Origin of the sequence: Leisingera sp. ANG-M1 (assembly GCF_000813745.1) — a bacterium.
In the GTDB taxonomy this organism is placed as follows: Bacteria; Pseudomonadota; Alphaproteobacteria; order Rhodobacterales; family Rhodobacteraceae; genus Leisingera.
In genome coordinates this window covers 139062-156376 of sequence record NZ_JWLC01000006.1, presented here as the reverse complement: position 1 = coordinate 156376, position 17315 = coordinate 139062, and the positions used below count along the sequence as shown (strand labels likewise).

Below are 17315 nucleotides of genomic sequence, written 5' to 3'. Positions count from 1 at the left end.
GCAGCCATTTACTGCCCGGAGGAATTATGCCCGTATCCCTGACCGTAAAGACCGTTGTCTACGACACCTATTCCGTGTCGGGAAAGACGCTGCCCGACATCGCCAAGAGCATCAAAAGCAAGGGGCCGAAAGACCCCAACGACAACAAGAAAGTCGCCTTTCTGACCACCACCGAACTGGAATGCCTGACCGCCAAAGGGAAATACGCGGCGGACGGCAAGCCCAGGATCGACAAGAAGACCGGCTGGTTCGAGATGACCGCCAAGGTCTCGGCTCTTAAGCTGGTTCTGCATCCAACCGTCCGCTGCCCGAAACGCTCTGTCAGCGGGCTGTCGTCCCGGGCATTGATCGAGTGGTACCGCTTTTATGCCTGCTGCCTGGCGCATGAGGCGCAGCATGTGGATAAGGCCAAGAAGGAATGCGAGAAAATTGCCAAGGAACTGAACAAGCTGAAGGGCAAGGCGCTGGCGGATACCGAAGCGGAGGCCCTGAAGCTGGCCAAGGAAGACCTGGTGCGGGTGATCCATAACCATATTTTCCTGGACCGGGACCGGCTGAACGAGGTGCACCGGAAATTCGACCATTCCAGCCATCACGGCGAACGGCACGGGGCGCTGCTGGACACCTCCATCGCCTGAAGACCGGCTTTCTGAGCGGCGGGGCGGATCACGAAGGCGCGATCCGGGTTTGCGGTATTTTCACGCGCCCGGCAGCTGAGGGCCGAATTTTGCGCAGGGCCGCTTTCCACTTTCGAAACAGCCGGATAATGTGCCCGCATGAAATGGACCCTGCCAAATATCCTCACCCTGCTGCGGCTGGTGGCTGCGCCCGGCCTCGCGGTGATGTTCCTCTACTTCTCGCGGCCCTATGCGGACTGGTTTGCACTGCTCTTGTTCATCAGCGCCGCAGTCACCGACTGGTTCGACGGCTACCTGGCGCGGGCCTGGGGGCAGGAGACCAAGATGGGCGCGATGCTGGACCCGATTGCCGACAAGGCGATGGTGGTGATCGCGCTGATGATCCTGGTCGGCTATGCAGCCGAACACTGGACCCCCTGGCTAGTGCTGCCTGCCACGGTGATCCTGTTCCGCGAGGTCTTTGTCTCGGGCCTGCGCGAATATCTAGGCGATACCGCAGGCACGCTGAAGGTGACCAAGCTTGCCAAGTGGAAAACCACGGCCCAGATGATCGCCATTGCCACGCTGTTCTCGCAGGGGATTTTCGAGCATTACCTGGTGATGTCGTCCTTTGGCATGGATGCTCAGATTTACAGCCAGATAATCGCTGGCGAAGTGGAAGACTTGTTTGGCCTGCGCTGGAAAGAGGCCGGCATGATCTGGACCGGCCGCGTTGGGCTGTGGCTGCTGTGGATCGCGGCGGCGCTGACGGCCATTACCGGTTTCGATTACATGCGCAAGGCGATGCCGCATCTGAAGGAGGCGCACTGATGGACATTCTCTATTTCGCATGGGTGCGCGAGCGTATCGGCCTTCCGCGTGAGCGGGTTGAGACCTCAGCCGCGACGGTGAATGATCTGATCGAGGAATTGCGGGCACGTGAAGAGCGCTATGCCGCGGCCTTTGCCGATCTGACGGCGCTGCGGGTGGCGCTGGACCAGGATCTTGCCGATTTCGACGCCTCCTTGGAAGGGGTGCGGGAAGTGGCCTTTTTCCCGCCGATGACCGGGGGCTGACGCGATGCGGATTTCTGTCCAGCAAGCGCCGTTTGAACTGGGCGCTGAAAGCGATGCCTTCGCCGCGGGTGTTGAGGGCGCCGGTGCGGTGGTGACCTTCACCGGCGTGGTGCGCGACGCGGATCAGGGCGGGCTTGAGGCGATGGAGATCGAGCATTACCCGGGCATGACCGAAAAGGCGCTGACTGCGATTGCGGAGGAAGCGGTGAAACGCTGGTCGCTGGCGGATGCGCTGGTGATCCACCGCCACGGCCGCCTGGTTCCGGGCGAGCGCATCATGATGGTTGCCACTGCGGCCCGGCACCGCAAGGATGCCTTTGAGGCGGCGGAATATCTGATGGACTACCTGAAATCCCGTGCGCCGTTCTGGAAAAAGGAAATCCTGGCCAGCGGCGGCTCGGACTGGGTGGCGGCCAAGGAAGCCGACGAAGACGCCCTGAAGCGCTGGTAACGCGGGGCAGGGCGGGAGGGCGCTCCCGCCAGTTGATCAATCATCAAAGATGATTTCCGCCTGTTGGGCCTGGCGCCGCGCTTCGCGCGGCGTTTTACGTTCGCTGAGAAGGCCTGAACGGGCAGGCTTGCCCGTTCAGGCCCTATTCGATTGTGTTTGAAGGCTGGCGGGTCAAGGACAAGCCCCTTCGCGGGGCCTGCGGCTTCCTTGACCCGCCGGGGGGCGCGCCCGCGCCGCGCTGAGCGCGGCGCCAGGCCCAAGGCTGTTCAGCGCGTGCTGGCGCAGCCAGTGCGTGCTGCAGGCGCGGGAGTGCTCCGGCTCCGGATCTCAGTGCGGGATCTGGCTGCGCAGCTCTTCAGCTTCGCGGCGGGCTTCGCGCAGGCCTTCCATGGCGGCGCGCAATTCAGCTTCGGTCTGGGTCAGCTGGTTGGTCAGCTCCGCCTCGCGCTGCTGCAGGTAGGTGATCGCCTGGTCGCGGGTTTCTTCTGCTTCGTGCAGCTCCTGACTCATCCGGTCAAGGTCAGCGACGTCGCTTTGCCTTACGCGAGTGAAGCGGTGCACCAGCCAGTTGGCGAACCAGCCCATGGCAAAGGCCGCAAACAGGATGATCGCGGTAGTGATGATGAACTCGGTTCTGTTCATTGCTCTGGTGTCTCCTGTGCGGCATCCGCCTCACTGCTGGCCTCTTGCGCGGCGGCCTCAGTCCCGGCTGCTTCCGTACCGGCCGCAGGGATCAGCTTGAAGTCGATGCGCCGGTTGGCCTCGCGGCCCTCTTCGGTTCCGTTGTCGGCAATCGGTTCGCTTTCGCCATAGCCCTTGGCGGCAAAAGTCGAGGTCACCACCCGCCGCGCCCGCAGCTCGTTCAGAACCGACTGTGCCCGAGCCTGGCTCAGGTTCTGGTTCATCACCTCGCGGCCCTGGCTGTCGGTATGGCCCTGGATTTCCAGCCGCACCGGGCCGCAGCGGCCCAGGATCCCGGCAATCCGGTCCATGGTGCCGGCGCTGGCAGCGGCAATGGTGGCCGAACCCGGTTCAAAGGCAATCTTGCTTTCACTCTGGGCGCTGGCGAGCTGTGCTTCGCAGAGTTCCGGCGCCAGCGGTTTGTCCTCGGGCTCCGGCGGTTCCTGATAGGTGATGTCGAGCCCGTAGGTCTCGGCTTCGCCCAGCCGGGCAGACAGGAAGCGGGCGATGTCCGCGGGCGTGTCCTTGCTGTAGCTCATGCCGCGCAATTCCAGCGAGTCCGGCGTCACCAGCACAGCGCCGCGCTGCAAATAGGAGAGCGTCTCCAGTCCGGCCAGCACCCGTACGGGCCAGTCTGCAGGCAGCCCGGAGGCAATTCTGGCAGCGGTGTGCACATTGTCCGAACCGAAGCGGGCCTTGGCATAGCTGTCCGCCACCGTGCGCAGCGCTGCGTCGGACAGCCGGCCGCGCAGCTGCACCTGGCCTTCGGGGCTGAGAGTGGCGGTGAATTCCGGGATCGCACTGGCCTCCTGCGCTTCGGGTGCAGGCAGCACCGCGTGCAGGGCAAAAACCCGGGGCAGGGCGCTTTCCAGCTCGCCAACCACATGGTCGAACTGCGCTTCCGCGGTGCCTTCAGAGGCGACCAGGGTGATGTCGGCATTGGCTATGGTCACCGAGCCGCCGCCCAGCTCCGCCAGGCCTGCGATGCTCAGCTCGGCTGCTTTTGCCCAGTTCGGCGAGGGCACGCCCATACCGATCACACAATCGGCTTCGCCCTGCAGGCCGGCAGCCCGGGCAGCCGCCAGGATGCGGTTGCGGCTCTCCTCGCTTTCCGCCGAGCAGGCGTTGAAAGAGGCGCCCTCCTGATCCAGCAGGAAGCGCAGCGTGAACGGGGTGATCACCGGCCGCGGCGCGGCAATCTCCAGTGCCAGCCGCAGGCCGGGCGGGGCCTTGCGGCCCAGCTGTTCCTCCAGCCGCGCCTTGGCGTCGCTGCTGTCGGAAATTGCCGTGACCGAGACCGCGCCGGCCGCCACCGAAATCTTGGCCCGGGGCAGCAGTTTCAGCGCCTCCACGGCAAAGTCCATTGCGCCGGACCAGCCCTCGGGGGTCTCATACTTTGCCGTCTCCAGCAGGTCGGTGACACTGCCGGCACCAGCCAGCCCTTCCAGCTCGGCGACCAGCGTGCTGCGGCCGGATCCTGCGGGGATCAGGCCAATGATCGAAATGCCACGGTCATTGCGCAGGATCTCCGCCGAGAACCGCGGCGGCGCCAAGCCATCGGCCGGAGGCACTTCCATGCCGTCCAGGATCCGGGCTGCGTCGACCACTGTGCCGGCCAGAGATTTGACTGAAAAACGGGTGGCTTCGTCCGGTGCGGTGCCTTCCAGCAGCACCTGCAGCCCGTCAGCCGTCACTTCTGCCCAGGTATAGCCGTTTTCATCCAGCGTGCCGCGCACGGCGCGTTCGGTGCCCTGCTCCACTGCTGTCACGGCAAATCCGGCAGCAACGAGGCTCAGCCCTGCGGCGGCGGCAAAGGCCAGGCCCGGGATCAACAGAGATGACAAGCGCATATGGCGGCTCATTCCCAGTTCAAGTTACCGGCTCATACCCTGCCGCGGGCCCCGGTTCAATCACGCGAACATCGCCAGCACAAAGAAGATGAGCGGAATCAGGCCGGTATCCCGGTTGAGACGGAACAATTGCAGAAGCCTCTGGTTGTTTTCCGCGTCAAAGGCGCGCAGTTGCCAAGTCAGATGCCAGCCCATCGCCCAAGGGGCGGCCAAAGCCAGCACCAGCGCCAGCACCGATGCGCTGTCCAGCATCGCCAGGATCACCGCCGCCGCCATCAGGCTGACCTTCAGTACGATAAAGCGGCGCAGCCACATAGGTGTTTCGGTGCCGAACAGCCGGGCAGTGGATTTCACCCCGATCAGGGCGTCGTCCTCAGTGTCCTGGTGCGCATAGATGGTGTCATAAAACAGGGTCCAGGCAATGCCGGCCAGATAGAGCAGCACCGGCGGCCAGCTAAGGCTGCCGGTATGGGCCACCCAGGCCAGCATGGCACCCCAGTTGAAGGCGAGCCCCAGGAACACTTGCGGCCACCAGGTGAAGCGCTTGGCAAAGGGATAGACGGCCACCGGCAAGAGCGACAGCACGCCCATGGCAATAGCCGCCTGGTTGAAGCTCAAAAGGATCGCGAGGCCCAGCAGGCACTGCAGCCCCATCCAGGCCAGCGCCCCCTTCACCGTGACCTGGCCCGACGGAATCGGGCGCGAGCGGGTGCGCTCGACCTGGCCGTCGAACTTGCGGTCAGTGATGTCGTTCCAGGTGCAGCCCGCACCGCGCATCAGCCAGGAGCCTGCCGCGCAGCCAATGGCGATCCACAAATCCTCCCATCGCGGGTTCTGAGTGCCCAGAATGGCGAGGGCCAGCCCCCACCAGCACGGGATCAGCAGCAGCCAGGTGCCAATGGGGCGGTCGGCGCGGGAAAGCCGCAGATAGGGCCGCGTCCATTCCGGAGCATATGTGTCGACCCAGTTTCCCTTGACCGCATCTGCGACCTGACCCTCTGGTGCTGGCTTCTGGCCTTGCATATGTAGGACCCCATGAGTGCAAAAATCAGACTGTATGTAGAGCACCCATTGGGGGCAGGGCAATCGGTTCCCTTGGATCGTGACCAGGCGCATTACCTTTTCGGGGTGATGCGGCAGGCGGCTGGCGCCCCGGTAGCGCTGTTCAACGGCCAGGACGGCGAGTGGCTGGCCGAGGTCGCCGAGGCAGGTAAACGCGGCGGCACGCTGGTCTGCAAGGAACTGACCAAGCGGCTGCAGCTGCCGCCGGACCTGTGGCTGATGTTTGCGCCGATCAAAAAGGCGCGCACCGATTTCATCGTCGAAAAAGCGGCCGAGATGGGCGCTGCCCGCATCCTGCCGGTGCAGACCGAGTTCACCAACTCCGAGCGCATCCGTCAGGACCGGCTGCAGGCCCATGCGGTGGAGGCGGCCGAGCAATGCGGCGGCACCTATGTGCCGGAGGTCGCGGAGCTGCAGAAGCTGTCCCGCTTGCTGGACCACTGGCCCGCCGAGCGCCAGCTGATGTTCTGCGACGAGGCCGAAGTGGGCAATGCACTGCAACTGGCGGCGGAGACGCAGACAGGCGCGCCCTGGGCCATTCTGATTGGCCCTGAAGGTGGCTTTTCCGAAGCCGAACGCAAACGCCTGCACGCCCTGCCGCAGTCTCATGTCGTCAGCCTCGGCCCCCGCATCCTGCGCGCCGACACGGCGGCGGTCGCGGCGATGACGCTGTGGCAGCAGGCGCTGGGGGACTGGTAATGGAGGCGCCGCGCCGCGAGTTGCATCTGTTTTTTGCGGAGGAAAATTCGTCAGCGGCCGTACTCTACCGCGCTAAGAACAGCCTGTACCGATTGATTGCTTGGGATACAGACGGAGATAAGTTTGTACCGGGGCAATGGGTGAAGACGAGGGTCTTTGAAACTGCCTGTGCTTTGTCCCCCGACGGCAAGTACTTTATCTACAGCGCGATGCACAGAGGTACACCTGATGTCTTCACGGCTTTAAGCATCGCACCTTATTTCACGGCTCTGGAATTCCGTACTGGACTGCTCGATTTAGAAGCTGGCGGGTACTTTCTGGACCCGGAAACACTGACATTTCGTCATTCGATGAGTGACGCTGGGGTGATTGAGCTGAGTTGCGGGCTGAAGCAGGATACCATGCGTAAAAACTGGTTTCACTGTATAAACCATAAATACGCAGGCATTTCCTACGAAAGCCAGGCTGTATTGAGAAAAGAAGTTGAGGAGAAGCGCGGAAAAATTTCCAGCTTGCTGGAGTGCTACGAGTGCAGCGGCGCCAGGCTTTTCCGCAAGACTGCCGTTGGGCGCGAGCTTCTTCTGGACTGTTCCTCGATGCAGTTTGAAGCGATTGAAGCGCCTTATGCGGGTGTTTTCAGGAGCGGCAGCCTGAGCGATTGAGCCTCGCCTATTGTGATTTCAATTCTGGCCAGGCTCAGACTCTGGAAACCAATTCCTGCTAAATTGGCCGCAACCTGGAGTTGAAACGGCCCTGCCGCCATAACATGCTCGGCATGGGCTGCCCTTCGGGCGGCATTGCTGCAGCTGGATCAGATCATGGAGGGCACGATGATTCGCAAAGCGTCACAGGGGGACTTGCAGGCGATTGAGGCGTTTTTGGCGCCGCGGGTTGCAACCTCCATGTTCCTGTCGGGCAATCTCCGCGACTACGGTTTGAACGCCTCTGGCAACCCCAAGGCCACTACGGTGTGGCTGAGCGTTCAAGACGGGGAAGTCACCGGCGTTTTCGGCCTGACCGAGGCAGGCTATTTCATGTTTGAAGCGCCGGAGTTCGCACCGGGGGATGGGCCTGCGCTGCGGCAGGCACTCTCCGTGCGGCAGATTTCCTCGCTGAGCGGTGAGGCGGGGCAGGCTGAGAGGCTGCTGATGGCGCTGGAGCTGGACCGGGAACAGATCGGCTTTTCCGACGAAGAGCCGCATTTCAGCCTTCAGCTCAGGGACTTGCAGATGCCATCCGGCGGCAGCACCCTGCGCCCGATGCACGCTGAGGACGTGCCGCTGATCACCGAATGGCGCCATGCCTATGACAAGGAAATTTTCGGCTCCACCGACCTGCCGGAAATCCGCCAGCGCTCCACCGCGCGGGCCGAAGCGCTCGTGGACAGCGGCCGCGGCCGGATCCTGGAGCTGGGCGGGCTGCCGGTGGCGATGACCGCATTCAACGCGGTGCTGCCGGAGGCTGTGCAGATCGGCGGAGTTTACACTCCGCCTGGCCAGCGCAGCCGCGGCTTTGCCCGCCGCGCGGTAGCGCTGCATCTGGCCGAAGCGCGTGAGGAAGGGGTGCAGCAAGCGATCCTGTTCGCCTCCGGCACCGCGGCGATTCGGGCTTATCAGAAACTCGGATTTGAACGGATCGGCGACTACCGGATCATTGAATTCGATGCTCCGGTCGCCGTCAACTAGGCCGCAAGCTTCGTCAGCGTCAGGTAAATGCCGCGGCGGCCATTGTAACTGCTGCTGCGGCGCCTCACATTGAGGAGGGCAGGCGCTTGGGCCTGCCCGAATTTGCAATGAGGCGAAACCATGAGTTTCATCCGCCCGGAAGCCAGCGCGCAGTTGTGGCGCTGGCGCGAAGTGATCGCCGCAGTTCTGATGTTCCTGCTGGGGCTGAAATGGGCGTTTTCCGCCAATGGCTTCACCGCCATTTCCGGCTGGGCGCTGGTGGCCGCCGGGCTGGTGACCGCAATTATCGGCGCCCAGCGGATGCGCTTCAGGCGCGGCACCGGCGGCCCGGGCGTGGTGCGGGTGGACGAAGGCCAGATCGCCTATTTCGGTCCGCTCACCGGCGGCGCGGTGGCCTCGTCCGAGCTTGAGCGGCTGGCATTGGATCAATCCGCCAAACCGCCTCATTGGCTGCTGGAGCAGCCCGGCCAGCCGCCGCTGGCGATTCCCGTGAATGCGGAAGGAAACGAGGCGCTGTTTGATGTTTTCGCCGCGCTGCCGGGCCTCAGGACCGAGCGGATGCTGTCGGAATTGCGCAAGGGCGGCCCTCACCAGGTCGTGATCTGGGAGCGTTCCCCCAGCCGGCCGGAACATCACAGGCTGCATTGACACCGGGCGCGATTCCGCCCACCACTGACCCTTCAAGACAGACCTAACAGGACGGAGTGCCAGGCATGTCCATTCCCCAGTCCGGCGGCGGGCCGATCGAACGTTACGAACAGCTTGCCGAATATCTTGCTGACGGCTGCAAGCCCAAGGAAGACTGGCGCATCGGAACCGAGCACGAGAAGTTCGGCTTCTGCAAGGACACACTGAAACCGCTGCCTTATGCCGGTGAACGGTCCATCCAGGCGGTGCTGGAAGGCCTGCGCGACGCCCACGGCTGGGCGCCGCTGATCGAAGGCGATAACCTGATCGGCCTGACCAAGGACGGTGCCAATATCAGCCTTGAACCGGGCGGCCAGCTGGAACTGTCCGGCGCACCGCTGGAAACCATCCACGAGACCTGCGACGAGGTGAACGCCCACCTGCGCGACGTCAAGGATATCGCCGACAAGATCGGCGTCGGTTTCATCGGCCTGGGTGCCGCTCCGGTCTGGAGCCATGAAGACATGCCGCTGATGCCCAAGGGACGCTACAAGCTGATGGACGGCTACATGCAGCAGGTCGGCACCATGGGCACCACCATGATGCGCCGCACTTGCACCGTGCAGGTGAACCTCGACTTCTCCTCCGAGGCCGACATGGTGCAAAAGCTGCGGGTGGCGCTGGCGCTGCAGCCGGTGGCGACCGCGCTGTTCGCCAACTCGCCCTTCCTGAACGGCAAGCCCAACGGCCACAAGTCCTGGCGTGCCCGCGTCTGGCGCGACCTGGACGCTGACCGCACCGGGATGCTGCCCTTTGTGTTCGAAGAAGGCTTCGGCTTCGAGGCCTGGGTCGAATATGCCCTCGATGTGCCGATGTATTTCGTCTACCGCAACGGCGAGTACATCAACGCGCTTGGCATGTCCTTCCGCGACTTCCTGAAGGGCGAGCTGCCCGCGCTGCCCGGCGAGACCCCGACACTGTCGGACTGGGCCGACCACCTGACCACCATCTTCCCCGAAGCCCGCATCAAGAAATTCATCGAGATGCGCGGCGCCGACGGCGGCCCCTGGCGCCGCCTCTGCGCGCTGCCGGCCTTCTGGGTTGGCCTGACCTATGACCAGTCGGCGCTCGACGCGGCCTGGGATCTGGTCAAGGGCTGGGACGAAGAAACCCGGGAGGCGCTGCGGGTTGCAGCGTCTGAGCAGGGGCTGCAGGCCAAGGTGGGCGGCATTGATATGCACGAGCTGGCCCGCGAAGTTGTGGCGATCTCGGAAAGCGGCCTGAAGGCGCGGCACAAGCCGGGCGCGGGCGGGCTGGTCCCGGATGAGACCCACTTCCTCAACGCCCTCAAGGACAGCCTCGAAAGCGGCAAAGTGCCTGCCGACGAGCTGCTGGACCGTTACAACGGCGCCTGGGGCGAAGATCTCAGCCGCATCTATGGCGAGTTCGCTTACTGATGCAGCGGATCCCGCCGGTCGCCAAGGACGCGGAAACCCCGGAACAGGCGGCGGCCCAGGCCAGGGTCGCCAAAATGTGGGGGCGCAGGCTGAACATCTCTGACGCGATGGCCCATAACCCGGCGGTGCTGGAGGGCTTCCTGTCGTTCTGGGCAGCGCTCGACAACTGCGGCCTGTCAGCCGAGGACCGCGAGGTTATCTGCATGGACATGGCGGTGCAGAACGGCTGCCACTACTGTGTGCCGGCGCATCTGGGCATGGCCCAGGCCCGGGGTGTCGACATGGAGATGATCTCCCGGGTGGCCAAGGGCGAACTGCTGGAGGGCGGCAGTCGCCCGGCCAAGCTGCAGCGCCTGACCCGGAGGCTGGTGGAGACCGGCGGCCAGCTCAGCGATGCGGAGCTGGCACAGGCCCGGGCGGACGGCTTTGATCACAGTCAGCTGGTGGCCATCGTGGCCGAGATCGCCCACTGCCATTTCACCAACAGTTTCAACCGCCTGGCGCAGACCGAACCGGATGCGCATTTCCCGCCCGCGCCCTGACGCTGGCTTTGTCGAGCCAAGGCACCACCGGCAGGCGGCTGGCGGCATAGCCAGGCACCTGGGCATCCAGCCGGTCTGCCAGTTCCGGCAACCGGCTGACCGGCACCTTAGGAAACAGATGGTGCTCGCGGTGGTAGAACATCAGATAGGCGGCCTTTGCCAGAACCCCGCGCTGGCTGCGCGCTGCCAGGCCCGAAGTGCCGGTGCCCTGATGGGTGATCCAGACCGCAAAGAAAGCAGTCATGCATTGCGCCACAGCCATTGCCGCAAGATGCAGCAGCAGGAACCGCTGGCCGCTCCATAGGCAGAGCCCGGCTGCCAGCGCCACGCAAAACCCGTCCCGCAGCATCCGCCGCCGCCATTTGGCACCGCCCTGGGCCCAGCAGCCCCGGATCAGATCCACCGGAAACCGCGGCCCGTAGCGCAGCACTTCCCATGCTGTCATATGGCCGCAATGCCCCTCGATGTCACCGGGTCCCATCGAATGGCGGTGATGCTGCATATGGCTCCAGGCGACCGAGCAGTTGCAGCCGCACATCAGGGCGCTGAGGATATGAAGCACGGCGACATCCCCATGGCGCGGCAGGCCCAGGTTGCCATGGATCGCCTCATGGTTCAGCCGCAGCGCGCAGAGGAAGAACATGAAGCTGCCCGCGGCACCCAGCGGCCAGAGCGGGGAGGCATAGAGTACCCATGACAGCGCCAGCCAGGGCAGCGGCAAGGTCAGCTCCCCCCAGCGCTGGCGGCGGGAGACTGGCAGAAGATCCTGCCAGCCCACATTGAGGGGCGCCGATTCACGGGAAACAGGCGGGCACATAGCGGTCTCCTTTGCGGCGGGAGGTTCAGGCAGGCTGTTCAGCCGCGTCTTGCGGTTCAGGCTTGGAGGATTGAGGGCGCTGGCCGCCTTGCAAGGCTTCCCGGACCACTGCCCGCAGGGTGGCAACTGCGTGGGAGAACCCGAGGCCAAGGCAGATTGCCGCGAGACCAAGCGCAGGCAGCAAGCCAAGGGTATCCATGTCCAGAAGCGGGATTGCGGCACCGATCAGGATGACGCCGCCAAGACCCACCATGGCATAGCCGGTGGCGATGGTGACTGCCCCGGCTTTGGCGGCGCGCCCGGACTGCGGGCAGTCGCCAAGCAGGGTCCCGATCCGCAGGATCATCAGCACCATCGCCAGCAGCATCAGCACGCCAAGCCCCAGGTAAATTCCGATTTCGATCAGCATGATGTGTTCCTTTCCAAGTCAAATGGTCTGTTTGTAGAAATCGCGTTCGAAACGGCGGTAGAGCAGGCCGCTAACGGCGCCCCAGATGGGGGCAAAGACGCTGCCGAACAGCAGAAAAGCACTGGGGCCGTCAATGTTTCCATCGGTGGCAAGCGCCAGTAGCAAGATTGGCGTGAAGATCACGAGATGAGTCAGGAAAGCCAGCTGCGCCCATTTTCCGGGAGCCGGGCGGTGCCGCCGCATGTAATTCAGCATGACCGGAACACCGATCACGAGGTAAAGCGGGCCGCCGAAAATTGCGGCAAAGGGCGGGATCAGGAGCGGCGCTCCGAATAGACCAGTGGTCAACGGACCCCCGGCCATGGCCAGAGCAAAGGCGACGGGGTCGACCAAATGACGGCTGGTGCGGACATCCTTGTAGAGCGGACTTCCAGTTCTTGCAGTTATTTCTGTCATTAGAGAAATTTCCTCGCAAAATTTTTTCCACCAGGGCCGCTGCAGGTCCGCACTTACTCCGTCTGTTTGCCGCCGGGCAGGAACCGGGCCACCTTGGCGCCCAGTTTCAGCACCGCCAGATGCACCGAGCGGGGCAGGCGGGCGAAGTCCGTGTACCAGTCGTCAAACATCCGCATCACCCGCAGGGTCTCGCCCATGCGCTCTTTGACCGCCTTGGGGGTGCTGTCGCTTTCGGCCTCCTGCATCACCGCGTCCAGGGCCCGCAGGGTGGGGGCAAACTCGCGCTCGCGCCGCGCCGCAATCACTGCATCAACCAGGTCGAACATGTCGCGGATCGACGTGAAGTGATCGCGCCGGTCGCCCAGCTGGCGGCTCACCTTGACCAGCCCTTGCGCCTGCAGCTCCTTCAGCCCGTTGGAGACGTTGGATCGCGCCAGCCCCAGCACCTCGCAGATCTCATCGGCGGTCATCGGATCAGAGGCGATATGCAGCAGCGCATGGATCTGCGCGACGGAACGGTTCACCCCCCAGCGGGTGCCCATCTCGCCCCAGTGAAGGATAAAGTTCTGCATCGCGGGGGTCAGTTTCATCACGGTATCCTGAAATTTCTGTAATGACAGAAAATTAGAAAATCCGAGTCGTGTCAAGACAAAGAAAAACCGGCGGCAGGTTGCCCTGCCGCCGGCTGTTCGCATGTGAGTGGCGGCGAATGCCTTACTGCGCCTGCAGCTCCGCCGGGGTTTTGTCGGCGATGTCTTCCCAGTTGGCGTTGGCGTTCTTCACCATGCCCGGGATGTCGCCTTCCCAGCGTTCCTGGATGTCAGCCGACAGGTTCAGGTACAGGGTGTTGTCGACGATCTTCCAGTGGTTCGGGTCGCCGTCGAACTTGAAGCCCATTGCGGTGCCAAAGGCGCAGTAGCCGCCATAGGCCGGCAGGTAGGCTTCGGGATTCTTCTCAAAAGCCGCTTTGTGCTCTTCGGAAGCAAAGCGGTACATTGCGTCATTGTAAATGGTAGTGATTTTATAGCTGCCCTTGGTGGGGGCGCCGTCCGTGAAATATGCGACCGGGTCATAGCCCTGCATTGCCAAGCCGGTGGAGGATGCGTTGATCTCAACGCCTGCCGCCAGTGCCGAGGTTGCCATCGCAACCGACAGAGCCACACCGCTGATCAGTGCCTTTACTTTGTTCATGGGTCCCGTCCTTTCAAATCCCGGCCAGGGTGTTCCGAATTGCTTGCCTGGCCGGCGTTTCACCATGTGTGCCGCGGTATGCTGCGGGTCACGGAACCCATGTGGAGAGCCGGTTGATCACGTTCAAAACAACTCAATTTGAATGTGCGCCAGGCCATGGCAGCCTGTGCATTCCTGCGCAGAACGGGTGACAGGCGGGGCTTCTCCAGCCAGTATGGCAGCAGGCAACATGGAGTTGAGGATGACAGGTTCACTTTCCGCCCGCCGCGGTTTTCTGGCTGGGGTTGCAGCCGTTTTCACCGCGGCCGCGCTCCCGGCCTTTGCGCAAAGCGTCAGCGGCGTCTACCGGGCCGAAGGCCGCAACCCTGACGGCAGCAGCTATACCGGCACCGTGCAAATCCAGGACAGCGGCGGCAGTGTGCAGATGCAATGGAGCATTGCCGGGCAAAGCTACTCCGGCACTGGCTCGCGCAATGGCGACGTGGTTTGGGTCGACTGGGGCCAGACGCATCCGGTGGTCTATGTGCGGATGCCCGGCGGTGAGCTGCATGGTACCTGGGCCAATGGCCGCGCCCTGGAGCGGCTTATCCCGTAACCTCCAGCGCCAGCACGAAGCGGACCACTTTCTCCTCCGGCATCTCGCAGGGCTTCAGCAGCGCGCCGGAGTCCAGCCGGTAGAGGTTGAGGCTGATGTAATCCGTGCCGCCCAGCTCGCGGGCCACCAGCTTCTGGGCTTTGCCGCCTGCCAGGTTTTCGCGGGTGACGGTGTATTTGCGCCCGTTGGCAGCTCCGGTGAAACCGCCCAGCGGCAGTGCGTCAAAGGCGGCCAGAAACGCGTCCAGCCCGCCTTTGCCTGCCTCTTGGTTCACTTCTGGCCGATCCGCGGCTCGGTGCCTGCGCGCAGCCGGGCGATATTGGCCGAATGGCGGTTATAGACCACCGCTGCCAGCAGCACTGCCAGCAGGGCCACGGGCTGGTAGCCCAACACAAAGGCCCAGACCGCGCCCGAGGCAGCTGAGACCAGGGCGCCCATCGAGGAGATCCGGCTGATTGCCGCTGCCGCCAGCCAGGTCAGGCAGCAGGCGATGCCCACCGGCCAGGCCAGCGCCAGCATCAGGCCGAGGAACGTTGCCACGCCCTTGCCGCCCTTGAACCCCAGCCAGACCGGGAAGCAATGGCCGAGGAAGGACATGAGGCCGGCCATTTGCGCTGCATCCTCGCCGGCCAGAAAGCGGGCCAGCAGCACCGCCGCCGCGCCCTTGCCGCCATCCAAAAGCAGTGTCAGCGCCGCGGCGGCCTTGCTGCCGGTGCGCAGAACGTTGGTGGTGCCGATATTGCCGGAGCCGATTTCGCGCAGGTTGCCCAGCCCGAACGCCTTGGTGACCACCATGCCAAAGGGCACGGACCCCAGGCCATAGCCGATCACCGCCCACAGAATCAGAACCGCGGCAGAGCTTTCGATAACTGGCATCAGTCCCTCCGGTAAACGGGTTCGCCCGCCACAAATGTCGCTTCGACCCGACCCTGCATCCGCTGGCCGTCATAAGGGGTGTTCTGCGATTTCGAGCGCAGCTTGAAGCGGTCGAGCACAAAAGGCACATCCGCATCGAACAGGACCAGATCAGCGGGCGCGCCTGCTGCCAGGCGGCCGCTTTCCAGCCCCAGGCGCTTTGCCGGGTTCAGCGACATGGCGCGGAACAGGGCGGGCAGGTCCAAGAGTTCCGCATGGTACAGGCGCAGTGCTGCCGGCAGCAGCGTCTCCAGCGCCACTGCGCCGGCGGCCGCTTCCTCAAACGGCAGCCGCTTGCTTTCCTCGTCCTGCGGCGTGTGCATCGAGGAGATAATGTCGATCAGGCCCGAGCGCACTGCCTCCACCACCGCCAGCCGGTCGTCTTCGGAGCGCAGCGGCGGCTTCACCTTGAAGAAGCTGCGGTAGCCAGCGACGTCCAGTTCATTCAGCGTCAGGTGATGGATCGAGGTGCCCGCGGTGATATCCAGCCCGTTGGCCTTGGCGCGTTCCAGCGCGGGCAGGGCGCGCGCCGTGGTGATCTGGTCGGCATGGTATCTGGCGCCGGTCATCTCCAGCAGGGCAATGTCCCGGTCCAGCCCCATCCGTTCCGCCATAGGCGACACCGCGGGCAGGCCGTAGAGCGCCGCAAACTTGCCGCTGGTCGCGGCGGCGCCCTTGCTCAGAACCGGCTCCTGCGGATGCGCGATAACCAAGGCACCGCAAGAGCGCGCATAGGAGAGGGCGCGTTGGAACACCTTGGTGTTGGCCACCACGTGGTCGCAGTCGGAAAAGGCCACTGCGCCGGCATCCATCAGGAAGCCGATCTCGGTCATCTCACGGCCCTCGCGGCCCTTGGTCAGCGCCGCCATCGGCAGCACGTTGACCGGCGTATCCGCCTGGGCGCGGCGGGTGACAAACTCCAGCGTTTCCGGGCTGTCGATTGCAGGCGCGGTATCGGGGCGGGTGACGATGGTGGTGACACCGCCCGCCGCCGCCGCGAGACCTGCGGACTTATAGCTTTCCTTGTGCCGCTCGCCCGGCTCGCAGACTTTGACGCCGATATCGACAATCCCGGGTGCGAGGCATTTGCCGCCGCAGTCCTGAATGGCGGCCTCTTCCGTCTTGACGCCATGCGCCGCCAGCAGCTGTTCAGGGCTGGCAGCATTTTTCTCAACCGCCGCGATCCGACCGTTCCGGACCAGAACCGCGCCGGACGTATCGGTGCCTGCTTCCGGGTCAATCAGGCGGGCGTTGATGAACAGAGTGGTCATGCCTTGGCTCTTTCAATTGCGTTGAGGGTCGCGGCCGGGTCGGCCTGGTATTTGATCAGGTGCTTGTCGCCGCTCTTGGTAATGATCTGCACGTAGCTGCCCATGGTTTTGACAGCTTCAATCTCGCTGACCTGAACAGAGCGTCCGGCGGGCCCGGTCAGGGTTTCTTTGGTCAGGGTCCAGACCACTGCCAGCTCCTCGCTGGCCATGTACCAGCCGCGCAGGCCGATTGCGGCCAGCCCGCCAACAGCGCCAGTCCAGATATGCGGGCTGCCGATAGCCCACAACAGGGCCATTGCGCCGCCCATGCCAATCGCGGCTATCCAGGCGTGTGCCCGGATATAGGCGCTGCGGTCCGGCGTGAAAGAGGTTTCCTCCATCAGAACACCAGCGCCCAGACAGCCAAGGCGATCAGGGTCATGACAATTGCAAACAGCGTGGCCCCAATGCGGCGGGCCTGCGAGCGGGCCTGGCGCGGGGAGAGCCTCGGCGCAGAATAGGGTTTGGCACTTTCCGCACTTGCAGGCGTGGCGCTCCAATTGGTCCGGCGCTCGCCATAGGTGCCCTTGAGCACGATCTGCTCGGCCGGGGTCAGCCGCACCTCCTTGCCATCAAAGGCGCGGGAGCGGATCAGCAGCACATGGCCCTCCAGCCCCTGCAGCATCTCCCGGTCTTCCTCGATTTGCGCGCGGGGGACGCCGCAGCCTTCGGTGAGGTAGCCGGTTAGGCCGATGTCTTCGAGGTCAGAGACCGGGAAGACCTCCGCCTGATCCATGTCCAGCGTTTCAATGCCCAATACCTGCGCCAGCGCGCCGGGCTCTTTCAGGAACGCCGCCTGCTCGGGCCGCATGTCGAGCGCAAACAACCGGATAACGCCGCGCTCGCCTGCCGGGATATGGATGACGCTTTCCAAG

Annotated in this window: 24 protein-coding genes; 11 read left to right on the top strand and 13 right to left on the bottom strand. The window is 63.9% G+C overall.

Going from position 1 to position 17315, the window contains the following annotated elements; translation table 11 throughout:
- Nucleotides 1-26: 26 nt before the first annotated feature.
- The 4 genes from RA19_RS04550 (at nt 27) to RA19_RS04535 (ending at nt 2144) form a co-directional block, all read left to right on the top strand.
- Nucleotides 27-638 (top strand): DUF922 domain-containing protein, encoded by a 612-nt coding sequence (locus RA19_RS04550; protein ID WP_039159953.1) that lies wholly within the window; start codon nt 27-29, stop codon nt 636-638.
- A 138-nt stretch (nt 639-776) separates the two neighbouring features.
- Nucleotides 777-1448, top strand: coding sequence for a CDP-diacylglycerol--glycerol-3-phosphate 3-phosphatidyltransferase (gene pgsA / locus RA19_RS04545; RefSeq protein ID WP_039159951.1), 672 nt, complete (start codon nt 777-779; stop codon nt 1446-1448).
- Nucleotides 1448-1693: a molybdopterin converting factor subunit 1 gene (moaD, locus tag RA19_RS04540; protein WP_039133948.1), complete on the top strand. Its 246-nt coding sequence runs from the start codon at nt 1448-1450 to the stop codon at nt 1691-1693. Before pgsA ends, moaD begins: the two co-directional genes overlap by 1 nt.
- A 4-nt stretch (nt 1694-1697) precedes the next feature.
- Nucleotides 1698-2144, top strand: coding sequence for a molybdenum cofactor biosynthesis protein MoaE (locus RA19_RS04535; RefSeq protein WP_039159947.1), 447 nt, complete (start codon nt 1698-1700; stop codon nt 2142-2144).
- Between the two features lie 327 nt (nt 2145-2471).
- Here RA19_RS04535 and RA19_RS04530 read toward each other — a convergent pair whose 3' ends face one another.
- From RA19_RS04530 to ubiA, 3 genes are read right to left on the bottom strand one after another with little or no spacing between them, the layout of a single operon-like run.
- Nucleotides 2472-2786 carry a hypothetical protein gene (locus tag RA19_RS04530; RefSeq protein WP_039131391.1) on the bottom strand — a complete coding sequence of 105 codons (315 nt, stop codon included), beginning with the start codon at nt 2784-2786 and terminating at the stop codon, nt 2472-2474.
- Nucleotides 2783-4675, bottom strand: a complete 1893-nt coding sequence (locus tag RA19_RS04525) for an OmpA family protein (RefSeq protein WP_039160265.1) — start codon at nt 4673-4675, stop codon at nt 2783-2785. Before RA19_RS04525 ends, RA19_RS04530 begins: the two co-directional genes overlap by 4 nt.
- 60 nt (nt 4676-4735) lie before the next feature.
- Nucleotides 4736-5698, bottom strand: coding sequence for a 4-hydroxybenzoate octaprenyltransferase (gene ubiA / locus RA19_RS04520; RefSeq protein WP_039159945.1), 963 nt, complete (start codon nt 5696-5698; stop codon nt 4736-4738).
- 12 nt (nt 5699-5710) lie between these two features.
- Between ubiA and RA19_RS04515 the strand changes: the two genes are divergently transcribed.
- From RA19_RS04515 to RA19_RS25655, 6 genes are all read left to right on the top strand, one after another.
- Nucleotides 5711-6436, top strand: coding sequence for a 16S rRNA (uracil(1498)-N(3))-methyltransferase (locus RA19_RS04515; protein ID WP_039159944.1), 726 nt, complete (start codon nt 5711-5713; stop codon nt 6434-6436).
- Nucleotides 6436-7098 (top strand): hypothetical protein, encoded by a 663-nt coding sequence (locus RA19_RS04510; RefSeq protein WP_039159941.1) that lies wholly within the window; start codon nt 6436-6438, stop codon nt 7096-7098. The genes RA19_RS04515 and RA19_RS04510 overlap by 1 nt, the downstream gene beginning before the upstream one ends.
- Before the next feature lie 168 nt (nt 7099-7266).
- Nucleotides 7267-8121, top strand: a complete 855-nt coding sequence (locus RA19_RS04505) for a GNAT family N-acetyltransferase (protein ID WP_039160263.1) — start codon at nt 7267-7269, stop codon at nt 8119-8121.
- A gap of 120 nt (nt 8122-8241) precedes the next feature.
- A complete protein-coding gene (locus RA19_RS04500; RefSeq protein WP_039159939.1) occupies nt 8242-8769 on the top strand; it encodes a hypothetical protein in 528 nt (175 codons plus the stop codon).
- 65 nt (nt 8770-8834) lie between these two features.
- Complete coding sequence (locus RA19_RS04495; RefSeq protein ID WP_039159936.1) at nt 8835-10205, top strand: glutamate--cysteine ligase; 1371 nt, start codon at nt 8835-8837, stop codon at nt 10203-10205.
- Entirely contained in the window at nt 10205-10747 is a 543-nt protein-coding gene (locus RA19_RS25655; RefSeq protein ID WP_052261636.1) for a carboxymuconolactone decarboxylase family protein, read from the top strand. Before RA19_RS04495 ends, RA19_RS25655 begins: the two co-directional genes overlap by 1 nt.
- Here RA19_RS25655 and RA19_RS04485 read toward each other — a convergent pair.
- The 5 genes from RA19_RS04485 to RA19_RS04465 form a co-directional block, all read right to left on the bottom strand.
- Nucleotides 10695-11564, bottom strand: a complete 870-nt coding sequence (locus RA19_RS04485; RefSeq protein WP_052261635.1) for a fatty acid desaturase — start codon at nt 11562-11564, stop codon at nt 10695-10697. The two genes, RA19_RS25655 and RA19_RS04485, sit on opposite strands and share 53 nt — an antisense overlap.
- A gap of 25 nt (nt 11565-11589) precedes the next feature.
- Nucleotides 11590-11973 (bottom strand): hypothetical protein, encoded by a 384-nt coding sequence (locus tag RA19_RS04480; protein ID WP_039159934.1) that lies wholly within the window; start codon nt 11971-11973, stop codon nt 11590-11592.
- Between the two features lie 18 nt (nt 11974-11991).
- The gene (locus RA19_RS04475; protein WP_039159933.1) at nt 11992-12429 is read right to left on the bottom strand and encodes a hypothetical protein; all 438 of its coding nucleotides are present in this window, start codon (nt 12427-12429) and stop codon (nt 11992-11994) included.
- Nucleotides 12430-12482: 53 nt separating this feature from the next.
- The gene (locus RA19_RS04470) at nt 12483-13019 is read right to left on the bottom strand and encodes a GbsR/MarR family transcriptional regulator (protein ID WP_039159931.1); all 537 of its coding nucleotides are present in this window, start codon (nt 13017-13019) and stop codon (nt 12483-12485) included.
- A 124-nt stretch (nt 13020-13143) separates the two neighbouring features.
- Complete coding sequence (locus tag RA19_RS04465; RefSeq protein WP_039159929.1) at nt 13144-13620, bottom strand: YHS domain-containing (seleno)protein; 477 nt, start codon at nt 13618-13620, stop codon at nt 13144-13146.
- A gap of 241 nt (nt 13621-13861) precedes the next feature.
- On the opposite strand from RA19_RS04465, the gene lfb1 reads away from it, so the two are divergent.
- The gene (lfb1, locus tag RA19_RS04460) at nt 13862-14215 is read left to right on the top strand and encodes an LIC10280 family protein (protein WP_039160254.1); all 354 of its coding nucleotides are present in this window, start codon (nt 13862-13864) and stop codon (nt 14213-14215) included.
- Here the strand turns inward: lfb1 and RA19_RS04455 are convergent.
- The 5 genes from RA19_RS04455 to RA19_RS04435 are packed head-to-tail and all read right to left on the bottom strand — an operon-like array spanning nt 14205 to nt 17314.
- On the bottom strand, nt 14205-14489 hold the full coding sequence (locus RA19_RS04455; RefSeq protein ID WP_241479020.1) for a hypothetical protein: 285 nt from the start codon (nt 14487-14489) through the stop codon (nt 14205-14207). The two genes, lfb1 and RA19_RS04455, sit on opposite strands and share 11 nt — an antisense overlap.
- Nucleotides 14486-15091 carry a glycerol-3-phosphate 1-O-acyltransferase PlsY gene (plsY, locus tag RA19_RS04450; protein WP_039159928.1) on the bottom strand — a complete coding sequence of 202 codons (606 nt, stop codon included), beginning with the start codon at nt 15089-15091 and terminating at the stop codon, nt 14486-14488. The genes RA19_RS04455 and plsY overlap by 4 nt, the downstream gene beginning before the upstream one ends.
- A complete protein-coding gene (gene pyrC, locus RA19_RS04445) occupies nt 15091-16401 on the bottom strand; it encodes a dihydroorotase (RefSeq protein WP_039159927.1) in 1311 nt (436 codons plus the stop codon). The genes plsY and pyrC overlap by 1 nt, the downstream gene beginning before the upstream one ends.
- Nucleotides 16398-16781, bottom strand: coding sequence for a hypothetical protein (locus RA19_RS04440; protein ID WP_039159926.1), 384 nt, complete (start codon nt 16779-16781; stop codon nt 16398-16400). Before RA19_RS04440 ends, pyrC begins: the two co-directional genes overlap by 4 nt.
- Nucleotides 16781-17314, bottom strand: a complete 534-nt coding sequence (locus RA19_RS04435; protein WP_039159925.1) for a hypothetical protein — start codon at nt 17312-17314, stop codon at nt 16781-16783. Before RA19_RS04435 ends, RA19_RS04440 begins: the two co-directional genes overlap by 1 nt.
- Between the last annotated feature and the right edge of the window lies 1 nt (nt 17315).

What these genes read in the sequence shown, in the direction of transcription:
- RA19_RS04550 (WP_039159953.1), top strand. Translation starts at nt 27, where the DNA reads ATGCCCGTATCCCTGACCGTAAAGACCGTTGTCTACGACACCTATTCC.
- pgsA (WP_039159951.1), top strand. Translation starts at nt 777, where the DNA reads ATGAAATGGACCCTGCCAAATATCCTCACCCTGCTGCGGCTGGTGGCT.
- moaD (WP_039133948.1), top strand. Translation starts at nt 1,448, where the DNA reads ATGGACATTCTCTATTTCGCATGGGTGCGCGAGCGTATCGGCCTTCCG.
- RA19_RS04535 (WP_039159947.1), top strand. Translation starts at nt 1,698, where the DNA reads ATGCGGATTTCTGTCCAGCAAGCGCCGTTTGAACTGGGCGCTGAAAGC.
- RA19_RS04530 (WP_039131391.1), bottom strand. Translation starts at nt 2,786, where the DNA reads ATGAACAGAACCGAGTTCATCATCACTACCGCGATCATCCTGTTTGCG.
- RA19_RS04525 (WP_039160265.1), bottom strand. Translation starts at nt 4,675, where the DNA reads ATGCGCTTGTCATCTCTGTTGATCCCGGGCCTGGCCTTTGCCGCCGCC.
- ubiA (WP_039159945.1), bottom strand. Translation starts at nt 5,698, where the DNA reads ATGCAAGGCCAGAAGCCAGCACCAGAGGGTCAGGTCGCAGATGCGGTC.
- RA19_RS04515 (WP_039159944.1), top strand. Translation starts at nt 5,711, where the DNA reads ATGAGTGCAAAAATCAGACTGTATGTAGAGCACCCATTGGGGGCAGGG.
- RA19_RS04510 (WP_039159941.1), top strand. Translation starts at nt 6,436, where the DNA reads ATGGAGGCGCCGCGCCGCGAGTTGCATCTGTTTTTTGCGGAGGAAAAT.
- RA19_RS04505 (WP_039160263.1), top strand. Translation starts at nt 7,267, where the DNA reads ATGATTCGCAAAGCGTCACAGGGGGACTTGCAGGCGATTGAGGCGTTT.
- RA19_RS04500 (WP_039159939.1), top strand. Translation starts at nt 8,242, where the DNA reads ATGAGTTTCATCCGCCCGGAAGCCAGCGCGCAGTTGTGGCGCTGGCGC.
- RA19_RS04495 (WP_039159936.1), top strand. Translation starts at nt 8,835, where the DNA reads ATGTCCATTCCCCAGTCCGGCGGCGGGCCGATCGAACGTTACGAACAG.
- RA19_RS25655 (WP_052261636.1), top strand. Translation starts at nt 10,205, where the DNA reads ATGCAGCGGATCCCGCCGGTCGCCAAGGACGCGGAAACCCCGGAACAG.
- RA19_RS04485 (WP_052261635.1), bottom strand. Translation starts at nt 11,564, where the DNA reads ATGTGCCCGCCTGTTTCCCGTGAATCGGCGCCCCTCAATGTGGGCTGG.
- RA19_RS04480 (WP_039159934.1), bottom strand. Translation starts at nt 11,973, where the DNA reads ATGCTGATCGAAATCGGAATTTACCTGGGGCTTGGCGTGCTGATGCTG.
- RA19_RS04475 (WP_039159933.1), bottom strand. Translation starts at nt 12,429, where the DNA reads ATGACAGAAATAACTGCAAGAACTGGAAGTCCGCTCTACAAGGATGTC.
- RA19_RS04470 (WP_039159931.1), bottom strand. Translation starts at nt 13,019, where the DNA reads ATGAAACTGACCCCCGCGATGCAGAACTTTATCCTTCACTGGGGCGAG.
- RA19_RS04465 (WP_039159929.1), bottom strand. Translation starts at nt 13,620, where the DNA reads ATGAACAAAGTAAAGGCACTGATCAGCGGTGTGGCTCTGTCGGTTGCG.
- lfb1 (WP_039160254.1), top strand. Translation starts at nt 13,862, where the DNA reads ATGACAGGTTCACTTTCCGCCCGCCGCGGTTTTCTGGCTGGGGTTGCA.
- plsY (WP_039159928.1), bottom strand. Translation starts at nt 15,091, where the DNA reads ATGCCAGTTATCGAAAGCTCTGCCGCGGTTCTGATTCTGTGGGCGGTG.
- pyrC (WP_039159927.1), bottom strand. Translation starts at nt 16,401, where the DNA reads ATGACCACTCTGTTCATCAACGCCCGCCTGATTGACCCGGAAGCAGGC.
- RA19_RS04440 (WP_039159926.1), bottom strand. Translation starts at nt 16,781, where the DNA reads ATGGAGGAAACCTCTTTCACGCCGGACCGCAGCGCCTATATCCGGGCA.